This window comes from Brevundimonas sp. AVps5, assembly GCF_058681515.1.
Window position 1 is genome coordinate 2,627,800 of sequence record NZ_CM178740.1, and the last position, 21,184, is coordinate 2,648,983.

Annotated in this window: 14 protein-coding genes; 6 read left to right on the top strand and 8 right to left on the bottom strand. The window is 64.5% G+C overall.

The window, feature by feature from the left end; genetic code table 11:
* Nucleotides 1–160: 160 nt before the first annotated feature.
* On the top strand, nucleotides 161–1,405 hold the full coding sequence (locus tag ACW18A_RS13320; RefSeq protein ID WP_492022193.1) for a glycosyltransferase: 1,245 nt from the start codon (nucleotides 161–163) through the stop codon (nucleotides 1,403–1,405).
* Between the two features lie 381 nt (nucleotides 1,406–1,786).
* Here ACW18A_RS13320 and ACW18A_RS13325 read toward each other — a convergent pair whose 3' ends face one another.
* The 5 genes from ACW18A_RS13325 to ACW18A_RS13345 form a co-directional block, all read right to left on the bottom strand.
* Entirely contained in the window at nucleotides 1,787–3,469 is a 1,683-nt protein-coding gene (locus tag ACW18A_RS13325; RefSeq protein WP_492022194.1) for a glycosyltransferase family 4 protein, read from the bottom strand.
* A 110-nt stretch (nucleotides 3,470–3,579) separates the two neighbouring features.
* Nucleotides 3,580–6,810, bottom strand: a complete 3,231-nt coding sequence (locus tag ACW18A_RS13330) for a beta strand repeat-containing protein (RefSeq protein WP_492022195.1) — start codon at nucleotides 6,808–6,810, stop codon at nucleotides 3,580–3,582.
* Nucleotides 6,811–7,082: 272 nt separating this feature from the next.
* On the bottom strand, nucleotides 7,083–7,853 hold the full coding sequence (locus ACW18A_RS13335; RefSeq protein ID WP_492022196.1) for a sulfotransferase domain-containing protein: 771 nt from the start codon (nucleotides 7,851–7,853) through the stop codon (nucleotides 7,083–7,085).
* 7 nt (nucleotides 7,854–7,860) lie between these two features.
* Entirely contained in the window at nucleotides 7,861–9,237 is a 1,377-nt protein-coding gene (locus ACW18A_RS13340) for an HlyD family type I secretion periplasmic adaptor subunit (protein ID WP_492022197.1), read from the bottom strand.
* Nucleotides 9,234–11,060, bottom strand: coding sequence for a type I secretion system permease/ATPase (locus tag ACW18A_RS13345; RefSeq protein WP_492022198.1), 1,827 nt, complete (start codon nucleotides 11,058–11,060; stop codon nucleotides 9,234–9,236). Before ACW18A_RS13345 ends, ACW18A_RS13340 begins: the two co-directional genes overlap by 4 nt.
* A 143-nt stretch (nucleotides 11,061–11,203) precedes the next feature.
* On the opposite strand from ACW18A_RS13345, the gene ACW18A_RS13350 reads away from it, so the two are divergent.
* Nucleotides 11,204–11,458 carry a DUF6471 domain-containing protein gene (locus ACW18A_RS13350; RefSeq protein WP_492022199.1) on the top strand — a complete coding sequence of 85 codons (255 nt, stop codon included), beginning with the start codon at nucleotides 11,204–11,206 and terminating at the stop codon, nucleotides 11,456–11,458.
* A gap of 30 nt (nucleotides 11,459–11,488) precedes the next feature.
* On the opposite strand, the gene ACW18A_RS13355 is transcribed toward ACW18A_RS13350, so the two are convergent.
* Both ACW18A_RS13355 and ACW18A_RS13360 read right to left on the bottom strand, forming a co-directional pair.
* Nucleotides 11,489–15,091, bottom strand: coding sequence for a M10 family metallopeptidase C-terminal domain-containing protein (locus ACW18A_RS13355; protein WP_492022200.1), 3,603 nt, complete (start codon nucleotides 15,089–15,091; stop codon nucleotides 11,489–11,491).
* 205 nt (nucleotides 15,092–15,296) lie between these two features.
* Nucleotides 15,297–16,148: a class I SAM-dependent methyltransferase gene (locus ACW18A_RS13360; RefSeq protein ID WP_492022201.1), complete on the bottom strand. Its 852-nt coding sequence runs from the start codon at nucleotides 16,146–16,148 to the stop codon at nucleotides 15,297–15,299.
* A gap of 133 nt (nucleotides 16,149–16,281) precedes the next feature.
* Here ACW18A_RS13360 and argB point away from each other — a divergent pair, with 133 nt between their 5' ends.
* The 3 genes from argB to dapD are packed head-to-tail and all read left to right on the top strand — an operon-like array spanning nucleotide 16,282 to nucleotide 18,766.
* On the top strand, nucleotides 16,282–17,208 hold the full coding sequence (gene argB / locus ACW18A_RS13365) for an acetylglutamate kinase (RefSeq protein WP_492024396.1): 927 nt from the start codon (nucleotides 16,282–16,284) through the stop codon (nucleotides 17,206–17,208).
* A complete protein-coding gene (locus ACW18A_RS13370) occupies nucleotides 17,205–17,897 on the top strand; it encodes a pyrimidine 5'-nucleotidase (protein ID WP_492022202.1) in 693 nt (230 codons plus the stop codon). The genes argB and ACW18A_RS13370 overlap by 4 nt, the downstream gene beginning before the upstream one ends.
* On the top strand, nucleotides 17,894–18,766 hold the full coding sequence (dapD, locus tag ACW18A_RS13375; protein ID WP_492022203.1) for a 2,3,4,5-tetrahydropyridine-2,6-dicarboxylate N-succinyltransferase: 873 nt from the start codon (nucleotides 17,894–17,896) through the stop codon (nucleotides 18,764–18,766). The genes ACW18A_RS13370 and dapD overlap by 4 nt, the downstream gene beginning before the upstream one ends.
* On the opposite strand, the gene ACW18A_RS13380 is transcribed toward dapD, so the two are convergent.
* Complete coding sequence (locus tag ACW18A_RS13380) at nucleotides 18,763–19,791, bottom strand: class I SAM-dependent methyltransferase (RefSeq protein ID WP_492022204.1); 1,029 nt, start codon at nucleotides 19,789–19,791, stop codon at nucleotides 18,763–18,765. The genes dapD and ACW18A_RS13380 overlap by 4 nt on opposite strands.
* A 410-nt stretch (nucleotides 19,792–20,201) precedes the next feature.
* Here ACW18A_RS13380 and ACW18A_RS13385 point away from each other — a divergent pair, with 410 nt between their 5' ends.
* Nucleotides 20,202–21,122: a class I SAM-dependent methyltransferase gene (locus ACW18A_RS13385; RefSeq protein WP_492022205.1), complete on the top strand. Its 921-nt coding sequence runs from the start codon at nucleotides 20,202–20,204 to the stop codon at nucleotides 21,120–21,122.
* Nucleotides 21,123–21,184: the final 62 nt, after the last annotated feature.

Sequence of the window (21,184 nt, forward strand, 5' to 3'; positions counted from 1 at the left end):
TCGGAACTCGGTTTCCCGTCAAGGGCGGCGTCTTTTGGCGAAGGGTGTGCTGATCTGCTTGATGATTTACCGGCTTTATCAACGCGAGATGCCGGGTAAATAGAAAGCGGTCGTCCCGCGAAACGGACGCAACCCAGTCTCACAGTCGCCGGGGTATCGCGTGGTCAAACGCATTCTTTTTGTTCATCAGAACTTCCCCGGCCAGTTTCCGCACATCGCCGACGCCTGTGTAAAAGCGGGCTACAAGGTTGCGGCAATCGGCGGCCAGTCAGCGAAAGGGAGACCGGGCGTTGACCTCCGTCGTTGGTCCCTGAATCGCGGGACCACGGCCGGGCTTTTCGATCCGGCCACGCGCGCCGAGGCCGACCTGATGCGAGCCTATGCAGCGGCCGAGGCGGCTGTGAAATTGAAGGCCGACGGCTTCCTGCCCGACCTGATCGTAGGCCATCCGGGTTGGGGAGAGACGCTGCAACTGAGCGAGATCTTTCCCGGCGTCCCCCAGATCATGTTCGGAGAATTCTACTACCAGTCCCATGGAGCCGATGTCGGGTTCGATCCCGAGTTCGAACGAAACAGTCTCCAGGCGGACATGCGGGTCCATGCGAAGAACATGGGGCTGGCGCTCGCCTACGCCACCGCCGAGAGGATCATCTGCCCTACGCCTTTTCAGGCGTCCGGCCTGCCTGACGTTTTCCAGCCCCGGATCCGGACCTTCCACGAAGGGGTGGACATGGATCGGTCCGTGAAGAAGGCGAACGCCCGTCTGCGCGTGACGGGCGGGCGGTTTCTCGACGGCTCACGACCGGTCATTACCTTCATCAATCGCAACTTCGAACGCCTGCGCGGCTTCCATATCTTCATGCGCGCCCTGCCCGAGTTGCAGCGGAACTGCCCGGACGCGGACGTGGTGATCATCGGTTCGGACGGGAGCGGCGGGTACGGAGGTCAACTTGCGGGGGGGCAGACCTGGAAGACCCGCATGCTCGCGGAGATCGGCGACGCCCTTGATCTGTCCCGTGTCCATTTCGTCGGCAAGCTCGAGCATTCCGAAATGATTGCGGCGCTCTCGCTGTCCTGGGCGCACGTCTACTATACCTACCCGTTCATACTGTCCTGGTCGGTCGTCGAGGCGATGGCTTGCGAATGCCTGATCATCGGATCCGACACCGCGCCGGTGAGAGACGCGATCACCGATGGCGTCAACGGCGTGCTGAACGACTTCTTTGATGTGTCCGCACTATCGCAAGCGATGATCGGTGCCTGCCAGCGGCCCCGCGATTTCGATCCACTGAGACTGCAGGCGCGCGCGACGGCCCTCGCCCTCTACGATCGGCATACCGTGGGCGTGCCACGCTGGATGGAGGCGATCTCGGAGGTTCTCCAATCATCGAGCAGGGCGGACTAGGCACCCCGCGTCACACAATTTCGTGAGCGTTGGAGTCATGGCCCCGGGCGTTCGAAGCCGGGTCTACTGCGCTCGCGGTTTATCCACGTGCAATGGCTTGATATTTCCGGGCCTCGGCCCGGGACTACCAAGGCAGATCTGCGACCGGTTCGCAGCTTCAGCCGAGATCAGCTGCAATCTGTCACCCTGTGCTGATTTGGCGTCGCCGTAGCCCTTTTGAAACGACGGCGACTGTGGCATGGGTTGAGATCGGCCTCGTTCTCCAACTGGCTGTGTGTCGTCGGCCGGATCGCAGATTCTTTAGACACCTGCGATCCGGCCATTCGCCCCCCCCTCCCTCGAAATGCGACGGGCGCGACGGCGTGAACCCCAGGCTGACGCCTATCGGGCTATCACGTCGGAACGGGGAAGGATCCTGACGAGATCATATTTCGCCAGATAGAGGACGCCGCGTTCCACAAAGGGACGGCGGCCCGTCGCGAACACCCCGACCAGATCTCCGACCGTCATCTGTCGAACCGCGCTGAGTCGCTCGATCAGCAGGGTCAGTTCGCTCGTCGTCGGCAGGGCGTGGGACCCATAGACGGCGAGCGACAGTCCCCGAATGGCCGCAAGAGCGGCTTCGTCGGTTCCAGGGCGCAATGTGACCATCGTGGACGAGGTGAGCCACTCCGTCGCGTAACCGCCAAACAGCAGGAACGGATCGAGACGGCGGGGATGGGGCGCGAGGTTGCGAGGGCGTGCGACCCGGCCGGCCGAGGCGAGACGACGGCGCGTCTGTTCGGCCCAGAGGGCTTCATACTGCGGGATCACGGCTGTCCAGTCGAAGGTGTCGCGGGCGCGGGCCGCGGCGGCCTGGCCCATTCTCTTGCGGAGATCGGGATTCGACACGAGGTCGGCGAGAGCCCGCGCGGCTTCGGCCACGTCGACCGCGATCAGCTGGCTGGTCGCCCCTGCGTAGACGTCGTAGCTGATCCACTGGTTGGCGTACTGATAGGCGAGATCCTGGCCGGCGCCGGCCTTCGGGGCGTAGGTCGCGGCGCGGAAGCCGTCGATGCCGTGGCGGATCGTGTCGCGGTAGCCGTCCCAGTCCGAGACGACACAGGGAATGCCGGCCGCCATCGCCTCAACCGGGGTCAGGCCGAAGGTCTCCTGGATGTTGTCGGACAGGGAGATGAAGATGTCGCCGACAGACCAGATCGAGAACCGCGCGTCGGGTTTGCGGGCGTCGACGACGTGGTAGTCGATGCTCGGGCACAGCGACCGGCTCTGGTCGTGATAGGCCTTTTCGTGAGCCACGCTCTGGCCCCAGCCGGCCTGGACCCAGGCGATGGGTTTCTTTGAGATCTGTGCGGCCTGTTCGAGGGCCAGGGCCATCGGCAGAGGGTTCATCTTGGCGGCGGGATTGAACCGGCCGACGTAGAGGACAACGACGGCGTCGTCGGCGATGCCGAGCTCCTTGCGCCAGCGGGCGCGATCGCCCTCGCTGACGGCGAAGTCGTCGACATTGATGCCGAGGGGGATGGTGGCGATCTGCGGATCCGACAGGCGCGTCGCGCCGACGCGCTGCTCCAGATCCGCGCGGACGGCCTCCAGCTCCAGCTCGACGCTGGCCCGGACGGCGGTGGAGGTGCAGATCAGCGTGTCCCAGGACTCCACGGGCGCGGTCAGCATGTCGGCCAGGGCGTCCATGATATTGTCCGACGCGGTCGTGTGGGTAATCGCGGTGATGCCATAGGCGTCGGTCAGGCCCGCGACGCGGCGGTGCCAGCTTTCACGCGCGACATTGGGCGACGGCAGGAACACATTGCCGGCGACGCTGAGGCCACGGCGGTCGTTGCGCGGGATGACGGTCATCGGCTTGCCGATCGAACCGATGGCCTCAATGAACCCCTGAAGCGTATGCGGCGCGGCATTGGCGACGTTCCAGAAGTGGAAGTCGTCGGCGGTCGAATGGCGCAGATAGCCTTTCAGGAAGCTCTCGCCGGCGGACTGGCGACCCATCAGGGCAGGCAGTCCGGTGTTGAAGGCCTCGGGGTTCAGATAGAGCGCCGCATTTCCCATGCCGTTCCTGGTGTCCTTTTCCCTTGGCCGCTGGCTCGGCCACCCTTGTCGATAGAGCAAAAAAAAGGGGCCGTCCCGAAGGACGGCCCCAATCTTCCTAGTCGCTAGTCTTAGTTGAACACGAACGCGTTGCCCACGTAGGCGGTCAACTTGATCGCCACATCGGCAGAGCCGTTGTTGTCCGAGTCCCAGAACACGTAGGTGTCTGCGCCGACGACGACCGAAGTGATGGTCACCGCATCCGCAATGTTGGCGAGCGTGACGTTCGCGGCCGTCAGAGCGAGGCCGTAATCCCCCTGAGCAGCCGTGAGCACGTAGTTGGCAGCGTTCGTGTTGGTTCCGGTGAAGTCGATGACCTCCGTGTCAACGAAGGCAATGATCTCGTCGATGTTCGGCGTGACGCCGACGCCCGAGAAGACCGTGCCGGAGTCACCAGCCGCGAACACGTAGCGGTCGATACCCAGGCCGCCGGTGTGGGTGTCGAGACCCGCACCACCGTTCAGGGTGTCAGCGCCGTCACCACCGGTGAGGGCGTCGTTACCGGCGCCGCCCGAGAGGGAGTCGGCAACCGCGTCGCCTGCGGTGGAGAGGGTGTCGTTACCCGCGCCGCCGCTCAGGGTGTCAGAACCGGCAGCATCAGAGATGGTGTCGTTGCCGTCACCGCCCGAGAGGTTGTCGTTGCCCAGGCCACCCGTGATGGTGTCCTGATCGTTGCCGCCGTCGATGACGTCGTTACCGGCGCCGCCTTCGAGGGTGTCGTTGCCGTTGTTACCGGTGATCGTGTCGTCGTTCAGGCCACCGTCGATGGTGTCGTCGCTGTTACCGCCGGTGATGGCGTCGTTGCCGTCCCCACCGGTGATGCTGTCCAGACCTTCGCCACCGTTGATGGTGTCGTTGCCGAGACCGCCGTTGATGGTGTCGTTGCCACCGTTGCCCACCAGCGTGTCGTTGCCGTTGGTGCCGGTGATGACGTCAGCGCCTGCGTCGCCCGTCGTCAGGGCCACGAAGTTGACCGAGTCGATGGAGGCCAGGGTGGCGCCGTTGATGAAGAAGGCGTCATCCGCAGCGGAGGTGCCGCCGTTGTCGACGAAGACATAGACACCGCCGGGGACTGCGACGGTCACGATCGCGACACTGGCGTCAACCAGGGCAGCGTTCGCAGCCAGCAGAGCCGCGTCGTAGATCTGCTGAGGCGTCGCGTTGAGCGCGAGGCCGTTGGCGCCCGGAACCACCGAGGTTTCGGCGTAGTTGGCGGCCGTGATCGTCGGCAGGCCGCTGATGGCCGTCGAGATGATGTCCGTCAGACCGAAGTCGGTGATGGTGTCGAGCGTCGTCGTCGTGGTGGTCACCAGGGCGCCCGTAGCGACCGAGTCACCGGCCGTGAAGACGAAGGTGTCGTTGCCGTTGCCGCCCGAGAGGACGTCGTTACCGCCGGCACCGATGATGGTGTCGTTGCCTTCACCACCCGACAGGGTGTCGCCACCCGTGCCGCCGTTGATGGTGTCTTCGCCAGCGTCGCCGTTGACGACATCGTTGTCGGCACCGCCGTCAACCGTGTCGTTGCCTTCGCCGCCGCCGACCAGGTCATTGCCCGCGCCGCCGAGGACGGTGTCGTTGCCGGCGTCGCCCGAGAAGGAGTCGCCGTCAGCACCGCCGTCCATGGAGTCGTTGCCGGCGCCGCCCGAACCGAAGTCGAAGCCGGTTCCGCCCAGCACGGTGTCGCCGTCGTCACCACCGAAGAGGCTGTCGTTTTCCGAACCGCCATCGAGGGTGTCAGCGCCGTTGTCGCCGTAGAGGGCGTCTTCGTTGGCGTCGCCGAACAGGGAGTCGTTGGCGTTGCCGCCGAAGACGCTGTCGTTCTGGGCACCGCCGCGCAGGGTGTCGGCACCTTCGCCGCCGACGACGGTGTCGTTGCCGCCACCGGCCGAGATGCTGTCGGCGTCGTTGCCGCCGTCCAGCAGATCATTGCCGGTGCCGCCGGTGATGGTGTCAGCACCCACGCCGCCGCTGACGGTGTTTTCACCGTTGCCGGAGTTGATGGAGTCGTTGCCGGCGTCGCCGCCGATCAGGTCGTTACCGGCACCAGCGGTGATGACGTCGTTGCCGTCGCCGCCGTTGACGGTGTTCTGGCCGTCGTTAGCCGTCAGGGTGTCGTTGCCGGCTTCGCCCGACAGGACGTCGTTGCCCACGCCGCCGGTGATGCTGTCGTTGCCTGCGCCGCCGACGAGAACGTCGTTGCCGCCGGTCATCGTGATGGTGTCGTCGCCGCCACCGCCGAAGACGGTGTCGTTGCCGGCACCGTCGGTGACGGTGTCGTTGCCGTTGCCGGCGTCGATGACGTCGTTGCCGAGCGTGTCGGTGATGGTGTCGTTGCCTTCACCGCCGTAGAGGAAGTCGTTGCCGCTGGCATCCGTGAGGGTGTCGTCGCCGAGGTCGCCGTACACGAAGTCGTTGCCGGCGCCGCCGTCAACGGCGTCGTTGCCCTGGCCGCCGAGGACGGTGTCGTTGCCTTCGTTGCCGTTCACGGTGTCGTCGCCGGCGTTGCCCTGGACGTCGTCGTCGCCTTCGTTGCCGTTGATGGTGTCGTTACCGTTGCCGCCGTCGATGATGTCGTTGCCCTCACCGCCGGTCAGGCCGTCATTGCCGGCACCGCCGTCGATGATGTCATCGCCGTTGTTGCCGAAGACGGTGTCATTGCCGAGATCGCCGAACATCAGGTCGTTGCCTGCGTCGCCGTTCAACGTGTCGTCGTTCTGGCCACCCAGCATGGTGTCGTTGCCGTTGCCGCCGTTCAGGACGTCATCGCCAAGGTTGCCGTGCAGGTAGTCGTCGCCGTCGTTACCGAAGATGGTGTCGGCGCCCTGGCCGCCCAGGAGGGCGTCGTTGCCGTTTTCACCGCGGAGGAGGTCGAGACCCTGGCCGCCGTTGATCGTGTCGGCGCCGTTGCCGCCCAACAGCGAGTCGTTGTCGTTGTTGCCGAACATCAGGTCGTTGCCATTGCCACCGTTCAGGGTGTCATTGCCTGCGTTGCCGACCATGTAGTCGTTGCCGCCGCCCGAAACGAGGTTGTCGCCCACAACAGCGTCCGTGCTGCCGTAGTAGAAGCTGGAACCGTCGGCGAACACGGTCGCCGAGTCGGTACGGCCGGCGAAGTCGGCTTCGTCGAAGTTCAGCGTCTTGCCGTTGATGGTGATCGACAGGCTGGCCGGGGTCGCGCCGATGGCCGGGTTGGCCACGAAGGTCACGCCTTGAGCGGTTCCGGTCGGGAAGAAGAGAATGTCCGTGTTCGTAAACAGGTTGGCGTCTGTTTGCGTGCCGGTGTCAAAATTAAGCGTAGCCATGAAAAAAGTTCTCCAGTTGTGTCCAGACCGTGGTCCGCCCCGTCCGCCCCCGAATTGGAGAACGTCTAAGCGCAAGCCCGCCCTTGGCCGCTTTTAGCCGAGGCCCCGATTATTGCAACCCGTTTGGATCGCTGCCCTTTCCGCCGACCCTACAGTGGGCGACGAACGCTCGACAGGCGGGAGGCTTATCGAACCGTATTGTCCGGACCACGCCGTGAGTTAATTTTTCGTAAATAAAGGCAGAATGTGGCAGTCATGCAGGATGGCTGAGATCAAGGCCTGATTTCGGCGTTAGCAACCGGGCCATTTTCTCTGAGAGTAGAGAGTAGTTGCTGATCGTCTGCATAAAGGCCGGCCAAGTATTTCCGGTCTTCGGTCGTTATGGAGTTCAACCCGGTCACGGATATACCAACGTGACTTTCTTTTGGTTCAACGTGCGAAAGCGGACCCACTTCCAAAAATCTGCAGACGTTGCCCAGAATCCACGCGGGGTTCCCGCGAAGATCGACGGAGTCGATGAGCAATACCTGCTCACGGGGGAAAAGCGAAAACACCCTCCGGAGCTGGGCACCGTAGAAGCCGCGCTCGACGTAGCTGTGGACGCGATGAAAGCCCGGCGCGGCCGGGTCGGAGGCGACGCGCGACCGGCCCTGACGGATGCACCAGGCGAAGGGCTCGGTCTCCGCCCCGCGCGCATACTCCATCCGCCAGTGCGACCAGGCCCGCTCCACGGGGTCGCGAAGGACGACGATCAGCCGGATCGCGGGGTTATAGGCCGCGATCCGCTCCAGCGCGTTCGGCCAGTAGAGGTAGATCGGCGTCGCCTCGCCCCGGACCATCCCGGCCCGGTGCGGCCGGAACAGGGCGTGGTAGGGCCCGTAGTCCGGAGCGTTCCAGTCCACGCCGGTCTCGTCGTCGAAGAAATGCGCCTCCTTTATCGAGGGCATGTCGATCCGGGGATGTTCGACGAGATAGTCGAACAGCGCCGTGGTGCCGCCCTTCTGGACGCCCGCGACCAGGAAACTCAGCCGCGGGTCGTCCATCGCGGCCCTACTGCTCGCGCAAGGCGTTGTTGCTGATCTCGCCGATCGGACCCAGGAGGTAGGACATCACCGTCCGCCGCCCCGTCCGGATCATGGCCTGGGCCGGCATGCCCGGATCGAGCCTGGCACCCTCAGGGAGCTTGCGCAGTTCGTCCGGCCCGATGCGGACGTCGGCTTCGAAATAGGAGACCCCGTCGTCGGTCATGAGCGCGTCCGCCGAGACGGCGGTCACCTTGCCGAGCATCTTGGGCACCTTGTTGCTGCTGAACGCCAGCAGGCTGACCTCGGCGTCCATGCCCAGTCGGACCTCGTCGATGTCGGTCGGTCGCACGCGGACGCGGACCACCAGGGGCGCATTGACGGGCACCACGTCCATCAGGACCTCGCCCGGCTGGGCCACGCCGCCGACGGTGAACTGGCTCAGGGACAGGACATAGCCGCTCATGGGCGCGACGATCCGCGTGGCTTCCAGGCTGAGCCGGGCCGCATCGAGCCGGGGACTGACGTCGGAAAGCCGCGCCTCGGCGTCGCGCAGGCCCGTGGCCGCTTCGGCGGCGCGCTGTTCGTACAGCTGGGCCAGCTGAAGGCGTGTCTCGCCCGCCTGCTGCTGATTGCGGGTGATGTCGGCGGCCAGCGCGCCGCGGCGACCGCCGATCTCGGCCAGGGCCCGTTGATTTCGCAGGATCATGGTCCGCGGCGCGAAGCCGCGGTCGTACAGGGTCTGGAGGCCCTCGAGCTCCTGGCGGATCAGCGCGACCTGCTCGTCGATCGACTGAACCTGGACGTTGAGGCCTGACCGCGCCGTCTGCAGCTGTTCGAAGCGCTGGTTGAGGATGGCCCCCTGCCCCTGGATCGCGGCCAGGCGCGAGTTGAACAGGGTCGTCTCGTTCAGGATGGTGGCCGCCACGCGAGGATCCGACGACCGGGCCCGAAGCTCGGCAGGGGCAGAGACCGACGACAGGCCTGAAACCTCGGCCTGGAAACGGGCGCGCTGCATGACGGCGACGTCGTACTGGTTGGTCATCACATCGACCTGGGCCTGGGGAACGCCGTCATCGAAGCGCAGCAGGACCTGACCCTGTTGCACGAGATCGCCGTTGCGAACGAGGATCTCGCGCACCGTTCCGCCCTCGCGGCTCTTCAACGTCTGCCGGTTGCCCTCGACCCGAACGGAACCGGAGGCGACCACCGCGCCCCAGATCGGAGCCACGGACGCCCAGATGCCGAGACCCAGGACGAAGATGATGACAACCGCCATCCCGGCCACAATCGGTGCCCGCATGCTTTCGCGGGCTTCGGCCGACAGCGGCGTATCGGGCGCTCCGACGACAGGGGCCTCAAGCTTGCGCTTGTCCGCAAAAATGCGGTTGAGGTCGAAGTTCATCGCTTGGCCTCCACGACCTTCATGCCCGGCGGGATGAAGGGCTTGGCCGCCGCCTGCCCCGGGCTGCCGGCGGGCGGCGCCGGCGCGTTCGCGAACGCTGCGGGCGCTGCACCACCGGTGCCGGCACCGGCGCCGGCGAGCTTCGCCAGGACTTCGTCGCGCTTGCCGAACATGTTGATCCGGCCGTCACGAAGCACGAGCAACTGGTCCGCGCTGGTCAGTATGCTGGGCTTGTGTGAAACGACGACAACGGTGACCCCTCGCGATTTCATGGCAGCGAGGGCCTCCATCAACGCCTGTTCACCCTGTGCGTCGAGGTTGGCGTTGGGTTCGTCCAGAACGACGAAGGCGGGATTTTTCAGAGCCGCTCTGGCCAGGCCGACACGCTGGCGCTGCCCGACCGACAGAACCATACCGCCGGTTCCCAGTTCGGTGTCATAGCCGTGGGCAAGGCGAACGATCAGATCGTGAACCCCAGCCGTGCGGGCGGCGGCGATGACGTCTTCATCGCTGACGTCCTGCTGGAAGCGGGCGATGTTGTCCCGGACCGTGCCGGCGAAAAGTTCCGTGTCTTGGGGCAGATAGCCGACGTATTGTCCAAAGTCGGTCCGGCTCCAGCCGAACACGCTCGACCCGTCCAGACGAACGGAGCCGTTGAGAGGTGTGGTCACCCCGACGAGGAGCCGGGCCAATGTCGACTTCCCCGCCCCTGACGGACCGATGATGCCGAGGAACGTGCCCGGAGCGAGATCGAAATTGATCCCCGTCAGGATAAGCTGGTTCGTCCCCGGCACGGCATAATTCAGCCCTTCGACCGTCAGGCGGCCCTTGGGGCGCGGAAGGGCCGTGCTCGGCTTGGTGGCTTGATAGTCCGCGAGCAGGGAATTCAAGCGCTCATACGCCTGGCTCGCAGCGACCAGAGACGGCCAGGAGGCAACCGTTCTCTCGATCGGCTGAAGCGCCCGGGATGAGAGAATCATATTGGCGAACAGCAGGCCGGGCCCGATGTCGCCCTTGATGATCAGGAAGGCGCCGACCCCGATGATCAGGATCTGGACCAGCATCCGCACGAACTTGATCCAGTTACCCCAGAATTCGGAGGACCGATTGGCCACGTCGCTCTGCGCCATGGTCTCAAGCCTGTGACGGCCCCACTCTCGGCCGATATTCGGAAGCATACCCATGGCCCGGACTGCCTCGCTGTTTCGCAAGCCTGTTTCGGTGAACGCATAGCTCCTGAGCGCGGCTTCGTTCGCCGCCATCAGGGCGGGGCGACTGGCGCGGTCCTGAAGCAGGGCGAAGACCAGCAATACGCCGCCGCCCGCCAGGGTAATGGCACCCACGGCCGGATCGATGACGAACAGGACGATAATGTAGAGAGGCACCCACGGCAGATCGAACAGGATGCTGATCCCGTTGCCGGTCAAGGTCTGGCGAAATCCATCGACATCACGAAGGGCTTGGGCGCCCGCTTGCGGCGCACGCTGAATGACGCCGTCGAACAACGCGGTGAACGCATGCCCCGCAACCCGTTGATCCAGCACGGCGCTGAAGTTTGACAGGACGCGAGCCCGATAGTTGTCGAGAATGCTCGACACCGCGAACACCGCGATCGTGCCCGTCGTCAGGACGATGAGCGTGGATATGCTGTAGCTTGACAGCACCCGGCCGTAGACCTGGTTCGTATAGATCGGCAGCGCCATATAGAGCGCATTGGTGATCAGACTGAACAGCCCTGCGAACAGGAACGCCGGCCGCCCCTCCCTGATTGCCGCGACGAGCAGAGTATCAGGGGCCTTCTTCTGCGATTGCGGGCGCTTCATACCTGTATCTTTCCTGCGTCAGAGGCCTCTCGAGGCGACACGCGGTCGAACGTTCACGATCTTCCCGGACGCATTGAGGCGATAGCGACTTGCTGTCAACGGCATTTGTATCGTATTCGATGACAAATGCATTGAAGATGGCGATGTCGCAGACGATCGAACCTCAGGTCCGAAAACTCACTGGAGAGGATGTCAAAGCCATTCTCAAAGCCGAGCTGAAACGGCGCGGCCTGACTTATGGCGACCTGGTCGAGCGTTTGGCGGAACGCGGAATTGTCGAAAGCGAAGTCAACCTGCGCAACAAGATCAGTCGCGGAGCCTTCACGGCCGCTTTCTTCGTTCAATGCCTGCTCGCGATTGGCTGCGAGCAGGTGAGCATTCAGAATCCGAACAAGTGAACCAAGGCGGCAGTCGCCGCTTCGCCCCAGTCAGGCAATCCATCCGGAAAGCGACAAAACCGGCTCCGGCTGAAGTTGAACGGGCATGTTCTCGCTCCAGTCGCTCCAATTCGTTGGGACGTTCGCAAGATCGAATTCAAACGCGCTCGCGGCGGCCATCAGGGCGAACTGCGCGAGAACGGCATCGGCGTGCGGATCCGCCGGGGAGGCCGAGGACTCGGCGGCGTCCCCGGCGATCGCGGGGCCTGCGGAGAAGGTTCCGGTGATCCGCACGTCGTACGCGCCTGTTCCGCCATTGACCCCCGAAACAACCACATAGAAAGTTCCGCTGCTCGTCGGAACGTAAGTCAATTCTCCGTTCGCAGCATTCGGCAGCGAGGCGATCAGGGTCCCATTGGCACTGTACAGCTGGACCGTACCGCCTCTCATGAGCCCTGGCCCGTTCGGCTGGTCCACCAGGTCGAGCACGACCTGCCGGCCCGCAGTCAGTTGTACGGAGAACCAGTCGCGATCGGTCACGGAATCAATCTTGCCGTTGGTGAGTCCGCCCGTCAGCGCATGGCTCGTCTGCTCGCGTCCGAAGATCGCATCGCCGGAGCGACCCTCGTCGGCGCCGTATGCGAGCCAGTGAGTGAGAGCCCCGCCAGCCCCAAGGCCGCCCAGGTCTGGATTGCTGAGAAGATAGCCGACGGCATCGAACCCGGCGGTGGCCCGCCCTTCGTTGAACCCGAACGAAATATAGTGGCGCGTCGCCGCGTCCTGGTCGCCGCCGAAAATGCGGGCCAGGTCCAGGTTGCTGGCGGAATAGGCCAGCCCGTTGAATGTTATGCCTCGACCCTCCAGCGAGCCGAACTGAACATAGTGGGCGGCGCCCGCTGCCGCATTCGGTCCGAACACGCGGATCAGGTCGGCTTGACTCGCGATGTAGCCCAGCGAGTCGAACGCCGTCGCGGATCGGCCTTCGGTTTGGCCGAAGCGAACGAAATGGTCGTAGGCCGCCGAGGGATTGCTGCGGAATACCGAAAGCAAATCGTTGTAGCCCGCGATGTAACGGTTCGGGTCGAACCCGTTGCCGGCGGCCGCAACCGCGATCGCCATCGGTCCGGAGCCTGCGGCCTGAACCCATTCCACGTCCACACGATCAAGGCCGCCCTGCGGATCGAGGATGGTCCAGATCCCGTTCCCGAGCGAGCTGAAGACGTAGTTCCCCATGGCCTGGTCGAGGATCAGGGTGTCGATTCCGGCCCCGCCGGTGATCATGTCGCTGCCGCTACCGCCGATAAAGATATCGTTGGCCGAGCCGCCCGTGAGCGTATCGTCGCCGGCACCGCCATCCAGGGTCGAGCCGACGGGGGCTGCGGTGATGAAGTCGTGTCCCGAAGCCGAGACGTGGAGCGTGTAGGTGCCGCCGAGGGGGGGCGCGACGCTGGTGAAGTCTGCGCCGGATCCGGTCGACCACTGACCGACCTGAATGTAGTAGACGCCCCCCGTGGTCGCTGTGAAGGTGATCTGCGAATCCGTCCGTTCGCCACCGTCGGGATTGGCATCGTCGTTCGAGGCCAGCTCGATCCCCGCCGCATTGAACAGCCGCAGGGTGGTGTCGAAACTGCCGTTGTCGATATCGAGCGTCAAAGACGCGCCTGCGGCGAGGGTGACCGAGTAATATTCAAGACCGCCGTGGCATGTGGCGACGACCGTGGCATGCGGAATGGTCGTGGAGTTGGCGACCCCGGTTCTTGCATCCTTGTCAAAGCCGCCGTCCAGCGAGATGGCTGTCCCGCTCGCGGCGTTTGCCGTTGCGGATCCCTTGATGATGTCCGGAGCAGCCACGACCGTCGGGGTGCCGCTGAGGATAAGCGTGTCGTTGCCGCCGCCGCCGATCAGGACATCACTGCCGCCGCCGCCGTTTAGAATGTTCGCCTGGCCGTTGCCGACGAGCCGATCCATGTCAGGTGAGCCCCAGACGCCCTCGATATTCGACAGGACATCATTGCCCGCCCCGCCCGTGGCGCGCCCCGTCCCGAGATCGACCGTCACGGACGAGGTCGATGTCGTGTAGTAGGCCCAGTCGAAGTCCGCGCCGCCGTCAAGGGTATCGGCACCGGCGCCGCCGAGGAGCGTGTCGGTCCCGGCCCCGCCCGAGAGGCGATCGTTCCCGGCCCCGCCGTCGAGCAGGTCGGCTCCGTCCAGTCCGTTCAGTATATCGTTGCCGCCCAGACCGTAGAGACCATCCGCGAACCCGGTGCCCTGGATCGTGTTGTCGGCGGCGTCTCCGGTGATCGAAATTCCACCGACAGGAGCGGCCAGAACCAAGGTCTGGTCCGAAAACTGGACCCGCTCGACATTCCTCAGACTGTCCACGCCGTCGGGACCAGTGATGATCGCCGTCTGGCCCTGATAGGTGATGGTGTAGGCCGAGCGCGCGCCGGTGTAGACGGCGATGTCGTCACCCAGCCCGCCGTCTATCGTGTCGTTGCCGCCGCCGCCGGTCAGCCGATTATTGGCGGAATTGCCGAACATGGTGTCAGCGCCGGTTCCGCCGATCGCGTTTTCGATCACCGCGCCGTAGGCGATGGAGACATTCCCGATCAGACCGCCCAGGTCCGAGAATGCGCCCTGACGAAGATCAAGCACCTGGTTCTGCGAATAGCCCGATGCATCGAGCGTATCGGTCCCGCCCGCGTCCCAGATCGCCATGACGAGCGCGCTCGTGGCGCTCGTGGCGGAATACCAAGGCTGGCCGGCGTTTGAGTTGAAACCATAGACCGTGTCACCGGTGCGAGTCGTCATGTTGGCGCCGTAGAGACGCTGAGCCGCAGCGATGTCGTCCATTAGAGGTGCGGAAGAAAAGTTTCCACCCAGAGACGCTCCGGTGTTCGTCGAAGCGAAGTAACTCATCACGGTATACTGTCGCGAGTCCTCGTAGTAGACTGCGTCAGCGGCATAGGTGATGGTGACGTTCTCGCCCGCATTGTACGCGGCGGGGTGAGACAGGCCGATGGCATGCCCGATCTCGTGGGTCAGGACCTGTTGTCCGTAGGCCAGAAGAACCGGGTTGGCATTGGAAGGTTGTGAGACGTTGACCCAGACGTCACCGGCGTTCGACGTCGTCGAGGCGGAGCCTGGCAGATAGGCGAAGGCGGCCGAACCCGCCTCGCCCGAAGCGTAATTCGAGAACAGGATCGTGGCGTTGTTGCTGTAGGCACCTTCAGTAGTGACCCGCTGGAACGTGATGTTGGCCACGTCCGACCAGGAGGCCAGCGCCAGAAGCGTGGCGTTGATCTGTGCCTCGGTGAAGCGCGAGAAGCCGGCGACGTCCGTAGGCAAGGTGCCCGGCGCGGTCGACCGGAAGGCATAGGTGACCGTGACGGCCTGGCCCAGTCCGGTCGCCCAGCTGAGTCCGGAGCGCGTCAACTGCACGGCGGCTTCGTTCGTGTCGAACGAGACCTTTCCGTTCGGCTGTACGACACCTCCGCCGCGATCGTCGCCGTTCAGGGCGTTGAACGGCAGCAGTTGTCCATCATCGACAACGACATGTGCGGATCCGCCGCATCCGCAAGAACATCTGCCACTCAGGTTATAGGCAAGGCCCTGCACGCCGTCAGCCTGACCGCCACCTTCGAAATTCGACATGCGCCGCTGCTCCGCTCTGACGCGCCCCGAGGTCGTCTCGCAGCTGATCTATAAGCCAACATAGCCACTTGCAGCGGTCATAGTTACAACTTCTCGCGAGCAAGCAATATGTGCGCCTGCTGGCCAAGCCGGGACGTCGTTCAAGGACGGTTCCCTGGCCAGCCCGGACAACCGACTCGCGTTGCCGGGTCGGGACGGATACGGGTTAGCAGGCCCTAGCCCAGGTCTCGATCTGAGCTTGCATCTCCTGACGCATCTTGTGGTGCAGTTCCAGCCGGTGGGCGGCGATCGCGGCGGGATTCGGTCCCGGGCCCTTGACCAGACTTGCGTAGAATTCGCACCCCCACGGTTCGAACATGTCTTCTGTCTTGAAGGGAACCAGACCCAGTGCGCTGAGCTCCAGCACGATCAGGGCGAAACTCGACGGAGTGAAGAACCAGGCGTGACAGTCGGTGTAGACTTCGTCCTCGCCCGGCTGGGGCGGAACATAGCCGAGGACGGGATTGTTCAACGTCAGATCGCCGATCGCATCACCGACCCCCCAGACGCCGGCTCCGTTGTTGTTGACGCTGAAATAGTTCAAATAATGCAGAGCCTTGCGCGTATGACGGTCGCGTTTCAACTCATAGGCTTCAAGAAGGTCGGCCGATGTCGTAGTCGGCTTCAGCAGATCGAAGCAGTAGCGCTGATCTGGATTGGCGAGGGACAGCACGCCACCGTCCTTCAACAGCAGGCCGACTGACTGGAAGAAGCGGATCGGATCGGGAATATGCTCCAGGACGTGACTCGCGATCACGGCATCGAAGGTGCCGTGAAGTTCTCTCGGGATCGCCTCATCGATCGGCCCGCCTTTCCAGACGAAATCGACAGGCTCGATCTTGCTGATATCGACGCCCAAGGGCTCGTATTTCGCCCGGAGTTCGGTCTGATCGCCATGATCGAGCGTGAAGACATTGTCTCGAAAGGCTTTCGGGACGACTGGAGCGAAACTGGGACCAAACTCCAAGATCCGACCGCCGTCCGGAACGCGGGCCAGGATCTTTTCGGTTCTGTCCATGAATCAGCCCTGCACGCGTCGTCCCGCAGGACCTGACGGATCGACCGTCTGCACAACTGATGGCATTGGATCAAGAGCGATCCACCAAGGTTGGGCCGTGACACGGCGAGGCCTCGCCGGTATCAGCCCCGCCATGGACGAGAACGAGCGGCAATCCGAGGAACGCGGCTGGGCCACGGCGAAGACGCTGGCCGAAGCCCTTCCCTTTATCCAGATCTATGACCGCGAGACCGTGGTCATCAAATACGGCGGCCACGCCATGGGCGAGACGGCCGTAGCGAAGCAGTTCGCCGCCGACGTCGTCCTGCTGAAGCTGATGGGCGTGAACCCGGTCGTGGTCCACGGCGGCGGACCCCAGATCAGCGCCATGCTGGAGAAAGCGGGGGTGAAATCCAGCTTCGTCGACGGCCTGCGCGTCACCGACAGGGACACCATGGCCGTTGCCGAGATGGTCCTGTCGGGCGCTGTCAACAAGGAGATCGCCCACTGGATCTCGGTCGCCGGCAAGGAGGCCGACGTGCGCGGCATCGGCCTGTCGGGCAAGGACGCCGGCCTTCTGACGGTCGAGAAGACCACCCGCACAAAGCGCGATCCCGACAGTCTGATCGAACATGAGGTCGACCTCGGCTTCGTCGGCGAGCCCACGAAGGTCGATCCCAAACTGATCGCCGGCCTGATCGCCTCAGAGACCGACGACTGGGTTCCCGTCATCGCCCCCATCGGCGTCGCCGAGGACGGCCAGACCTACAACGTCAACGCCGACACCGTCGCCGGCGCTGTCGCCGGTTCGCTGAACGCCAAACGCATGCTGCTGCTGACCGATGTGAAGGGGGTGCTCGACAGGAACGGCGAGATCATCCGCCAGATGACGCTTGAACAGGCGCAAACCCTCATCGATGAGGGCGTCGCCTCGGGCGGCATGATCCCCAAGCTGGAAACGGCGATGGCCGCGGTCCGCGCCGGCGTCGAGGCCGTGGTCATCCTGGACGGCCGCCGTCCCCACGCCATGCTGGTCGAGCTGTTCACCGAATACGGCGCGGGCACTCTGGTGAAAGCGTGAGAGCCGCCGTTTCCCAACCGGACCTCGGCCACATCGACGCCTGGGTCTTCGACCTGGACGACACCCTCTACCCGCCTGAACAAGGCGTGATGGGTCTCGTCCAGGGCCGGATCAACGCCTTCATGGTGGACGCCGTCGGCCTGCCTGCCGACGAAGCCAGGACGCTTCAGCGTCAGTTCCTGAACGAACACGGCACGACCCTGGCCGGGCTGATGGCCAACTACGCCGTCGATCCGGAGAAATTCCTCCGCGAAGTCCACGACGTGCCGCTGGACTCGCTGGAGCCCAGTCCGGCACTGGCAAAGGTGATCGCCGGCCTGCCGGGGCGGAAATTCGTCCTGACCAACGGGGCCCGCAGCCACGCCTCGCGCGTGCTCGATCGCATCGGCATCACAGACCTGATCGACGGCGTCTTCGCCATTGAGGACATGGACCTGACGCCCAAGCCCGCCCCGGCGACCTATCGCCATTTCCTTGAGCGGTTCGGGATCGATCCGAAGCACGCGGTCTTCTTCGAGGACACGCCCCGCAACCTCGAGCCGGCCAGGGCCATGGGCATGACCACCGTGCTGATCGCCACATCCGAACACCTGGCGGCCCGGGGTCTGGCGACCGGCGACTGGATCGACGCAACCGCGCCCGACCTCCTCGACTTCCTCACCCCCTACGCCCTGAAGGACGCCGCATGACCGACCTCGCCCAGCTCGAAGCCGTCATCGAAGCCGCCTGGGAGGCGCGCGCCGACCTCTCGCCCTCGACCCACGGGGAAGTCCGCAAGGCCGTCGACACCGCCATCGACCTGCTGGACTCTGGTCAGGCCCGCGTCGCCTCGCGCGGCGACGACGGCGTCTGGACCACGCATCAGTGGCTGAAGAAGGCGGTGCTGCTGTCCTTCCGCCTCAACGACAACGAGATCATGCGCGCCGGCGAGAGCGGCCTGTCGGCGCCTTCCTCCAGCGGCGGTGCCCCCGCCGTCGGCCCCTGGTACGACAAGGTGCCCAACAAGTTCGCCGACTGGACCGCCAACGAGTTCAGGGAGGCCGGCTTCCGCGCCGTCCCCGGCTCGATCGTAAGGAAAGGCGCCTTCGTCGACCGGAACGTCATCCTGATGCCGTCCTTCGTGAACATCGGCGCTTACGTGGGCGAGGGTTCGATGGTCGACGGCTGGGCCACCGTCGGCTCCTGCGCCCAGATCGGCAGGAATGTGCACCTGTCGGGCGGCGTCGGCATCGGCGGCGTCCTCGAGCCGCTTCAGGCCAACCCGACCATCATCGAGGACGGATGTTTCATCGGCGCCCGCGCCGAGGTCGCCGAGGGGGTCATCGTGCGCGAGGGCGCGGTCCTGTCGATGGGCGTCTATCTGTCGGCGTCCACGAAAATCGTCGACCGCGCCACCGGCGAGATCACGCGCGGCGAGGTCCCCGCCTGGTCGGTCGTCGTCCCCGGCTCCCTCCCCGACCCCGCCGGCGGCCCGTCCCTCTACTGCGTCGTCATCGTCAAACGCGTCGACGCCCAGACCCGCGCCAAGACGGCCGTCAACGAGTTGCTGAGGGATTAGCGGTTCAGGTCTGGCCCTCGGGTCAGCACGACCGTTCCTTCCAGCATCATCGCGCGCTTTCCTGCAGCGGTGATGGCGTCGTCGAACTCGTCGAGGATGCCGTTCGCCCAGGCCGGCATCGCGAGGTCGGATCGACCGGTCGCCAGGCCCAGCTGGATATTGCCAAAGTTCCGGAACAGGTGGGAATTGTCGCTGTGGGGTACGAAGGCGACCCGCGCAAAGCCGGCGGCCGAAGCGGCGGCCTCGATATACTCCCGCGAGAACAGCCATTTGTCGTCAAGCCCCCGCCAGGCGGCCGAGGACGAGTCCGGGTGGGTGCGAGCTGCAGTGTCGGCGATCATTCGGCCCAGCACCTCGGCGATAACCGGGTCGAGCGGCAAGTGGCGACTTTCTGCGAGAATCCTCTGGTGAGCCAGTCGCAGCAAGCAGTAGCCGTCGAACGGCTCGAAGAAAATCGCCGTGCCCCCCGGCTTGAGCGCTCGAAAAGCCGCGGCGAGACAACGTTCGGGCTCCTCCAGGTGATGAAGAATGGCAGCGCCTGTCACCAGGTCGAACCGGCCGGGCTGCACATGCTCTGACATCGCGTCCATCACCACCGGCAGAACCCGGGCGGTCCGGCCGTGGTCGGCGATGCGGCGCGCGAGCATGCCGATCAGCTGCGGCGAGAGGTCGGTGGCGACGATAGCGGGGTCATCGAAAAGCTCGAGGCACGGCAGCACCGAGTTGACGCCCGATCCGCTGCCCAGATCGAGAATGGTCGGGCCGGCCGGAAGCGCCACTCCGGCCGCAGCGAACGCTGTTTTGAAAAGGCGGAGGAAGTGCTCAGAATGGGCATAGCGGCTGTCGTATTCGGCTGCACGGACAGTGAACTGCTCTGTTAACGTGGCGTTCGATAGCGGATCTTCGACGGTCCACATCCTTGCGTCACCCGCGTCTCCGGCCGCGACCAGAGACGAGGCAAACAGGGCCTGCGCCCAGGAGGGCGGGCTGGGATGCATCCGGTCGGCAAGGTTCATCGAGAGCATGAGCCAACCTAAACCCTGGAGCCGGTACGACAAGGCCGAGGGGGTTTCTCACCTGCGGCAACTGCGCCGTAAGCGACGCAAGGCCGTGATCGTCCAGGGGCGGGCCGGACCGGGATCGTCCCGATCGTGACATCCCCAGCCGAGTGCGTGTTCGGTCAACCGGACGAAAGTCGATCCCGTGCTTGCCTTCTTGAACTCCACCACCTTTAAAAGCGCCCATGCCATCAACACTGCCCAAGCCGCTTCAGAAGCCCTTCGATCAAGGCGTGGCGTGGATTCGTGATCACTTGCTCAATCACGCCGAACTCGGTCTGAGACGCGTGCTCGCCCAGGCTCCGGGACACGCTCCGACACAAAGGTTTCTCGGAATCGCCCTGGTAAAATTGGGGCGCGCGGACGAGGGGCTCGAGATGCTCAGGGCCGCTGCGGCCTCGGATCCCGAGGACTGGGGAATCCGCTCGGATCTCGCTGTCGCGCTCGGAGCCCCCGGCGCTCCGCCGATCTTCAGCACCGACGACAGAACGCGCGAGTTCAACGCGATCGACTATCCTTACCGCGCGACGATCCGCTACGGCGCGGGCCGACCGTCCCACCCTGAGCTGACCGAGATCATCGAAAAAGGGCGTAGACGCTACGAAGCCGTCATCGACGACATGGGGGGGCTGCAGTCCGACTTCACCGCCGTGCCTCTGGGCGGAAGCTACGGCGACCGGGATCCCTTCTGGATAAATGCCTGGTTCCCTCCGCTCGACACAATGGTTCTGACGCACTTCCTGAGGCAGCTCGACCCCCCTCGCTTTGTCGAGATCGGGTCGGGCGTCTCAACCAAGGTCGCCCGCCGCGCGGTCGAACTCTACGGCCTGAGAACCCATCTCACGTCCATCGATCCACAGCCCAGGAATGAAATCGACACCCTGTGCGATCAGGTCATTCGGCAACCTCTGGAAGAGACCGATCTCAGCCTGTTCGAAGCGCTCGAGCCGGGGGACATCCTGTTTCTCGACAGCTCACACCGCTGCTTCCAGGGATCGGACGTCACCGTCTTCTTCATGGAAATCCTCCCCCGTGTGAAACCGGGTGTTATACTCCATGTCCATGACATCTACCTGCCCGACGACTACATTTCGGGACACGTGGATCGCTTGTGGAACGAGCAGTATTTGCTGGCCACTGCCCTGCTGTTCGGCGAGAACCGGTTTGAGATCCTGTTCCCCTGCTGGTTCGCCCACCGGGACGCTGAATTGTTCGAGCGCGCCGCTTCGGCTCTCCGAAAAGGCCCGCTGGAAAAGCTGAACCTCTACGGAGCCTCTTTCTGGTTCAAGAAGGTCTAGCCGCCGACGCGATCTCGCGGACTGGGTGGGCGGAACCGCTCACAGCGGCGTGACACCCCGGA

Bases quoted from the DNA above. Each gene is read 5' to 3' on its own strand.
- ACW18A_RS13335 (WP_492022196.1), bottom strand. From the start codon at position 7,853: ATGGACGACCCGCGGCTGAGTTTCCTGGTCGCGGGCGTCCAGAAGGGC.
- ACW18A_RS13345 (WP_492022198.1), bottom strand. From the start codon at position 11,060: ATGAAGCGCCCGCAATCGCAGAAGAAGGCCCCTGATACTCTGCTCGTC.
- ACW18A_RS13380 (WP_492022204.1), bottom strand. From the start codon at position 19,791: ATGCTCTCGATGAACCTTGCCGACCGGATGCATCCCAGCCCGCCCTCC.
- ACW18A_RS13330 (WP_492022195.1), bottom strand. From the start codon at position 6,810: ATGGCTACGCTTAATTTTGACACCGGCACGCAAACAGACGCCAACCTG.
- ACW18A_RS13340 (WP_492022197.1), bottom strand. From the start codon at position 9,237: ATGAACTTCGACCTCAACCGCATTTTTGCGGACAAGCGCAAGCTTGAG.
- ACW18A_RS13325 (WP_492022194.1), bottom strand. From the start codon at position 3,469: ATGGGAAATGCGGCGCTCTATCTGAACCCCGAGGCCTTCAACACCGGA.
- dapD (WP_492022203.1), top strand. From the start codon at position 17,894: ATGACCGACCTCGCCCAGCTCGAAGCCGTCATCGAAGCCGCCTGGGAG.
- ACW18A_RS13385 (WP_492022205.1), top strand. From the start codon at position 20,202: ATGCTCAGGGCCGCTGCGGCCTCGGATCCCGAGGACTGGGGAATCCGC.
- ACW18A_RS13355 (WP_492022200.1), bottom strand. From the start codon at position 15,091: ATGTCGAATTTCGAAGGTGGCGGTCAGGCTGACGGCGTGCAGGGCCTT.
- ACW18A_RS13360 (WP_492022201.1), bottom strand. From the start codon at position 16,148: ATGGACAGAACCGAAAAGATCCTGGCCCGCGTTCCGGACGGCGGTCGG.
- ACW18A_RS13350 (WP_492022199.1), top strand. From the start codon at position 11,204: ATGTCGCAGACGATCGAACCTCAGGTCCGAAAACTCACTGGAGAGGAT.
- argB (WP_492024396.1), top strand. From the start codon at position 16,282: ATGGACGAGAACGAGCGGCAATCCGAGGAACGCGGCTGGGCCACGGCG.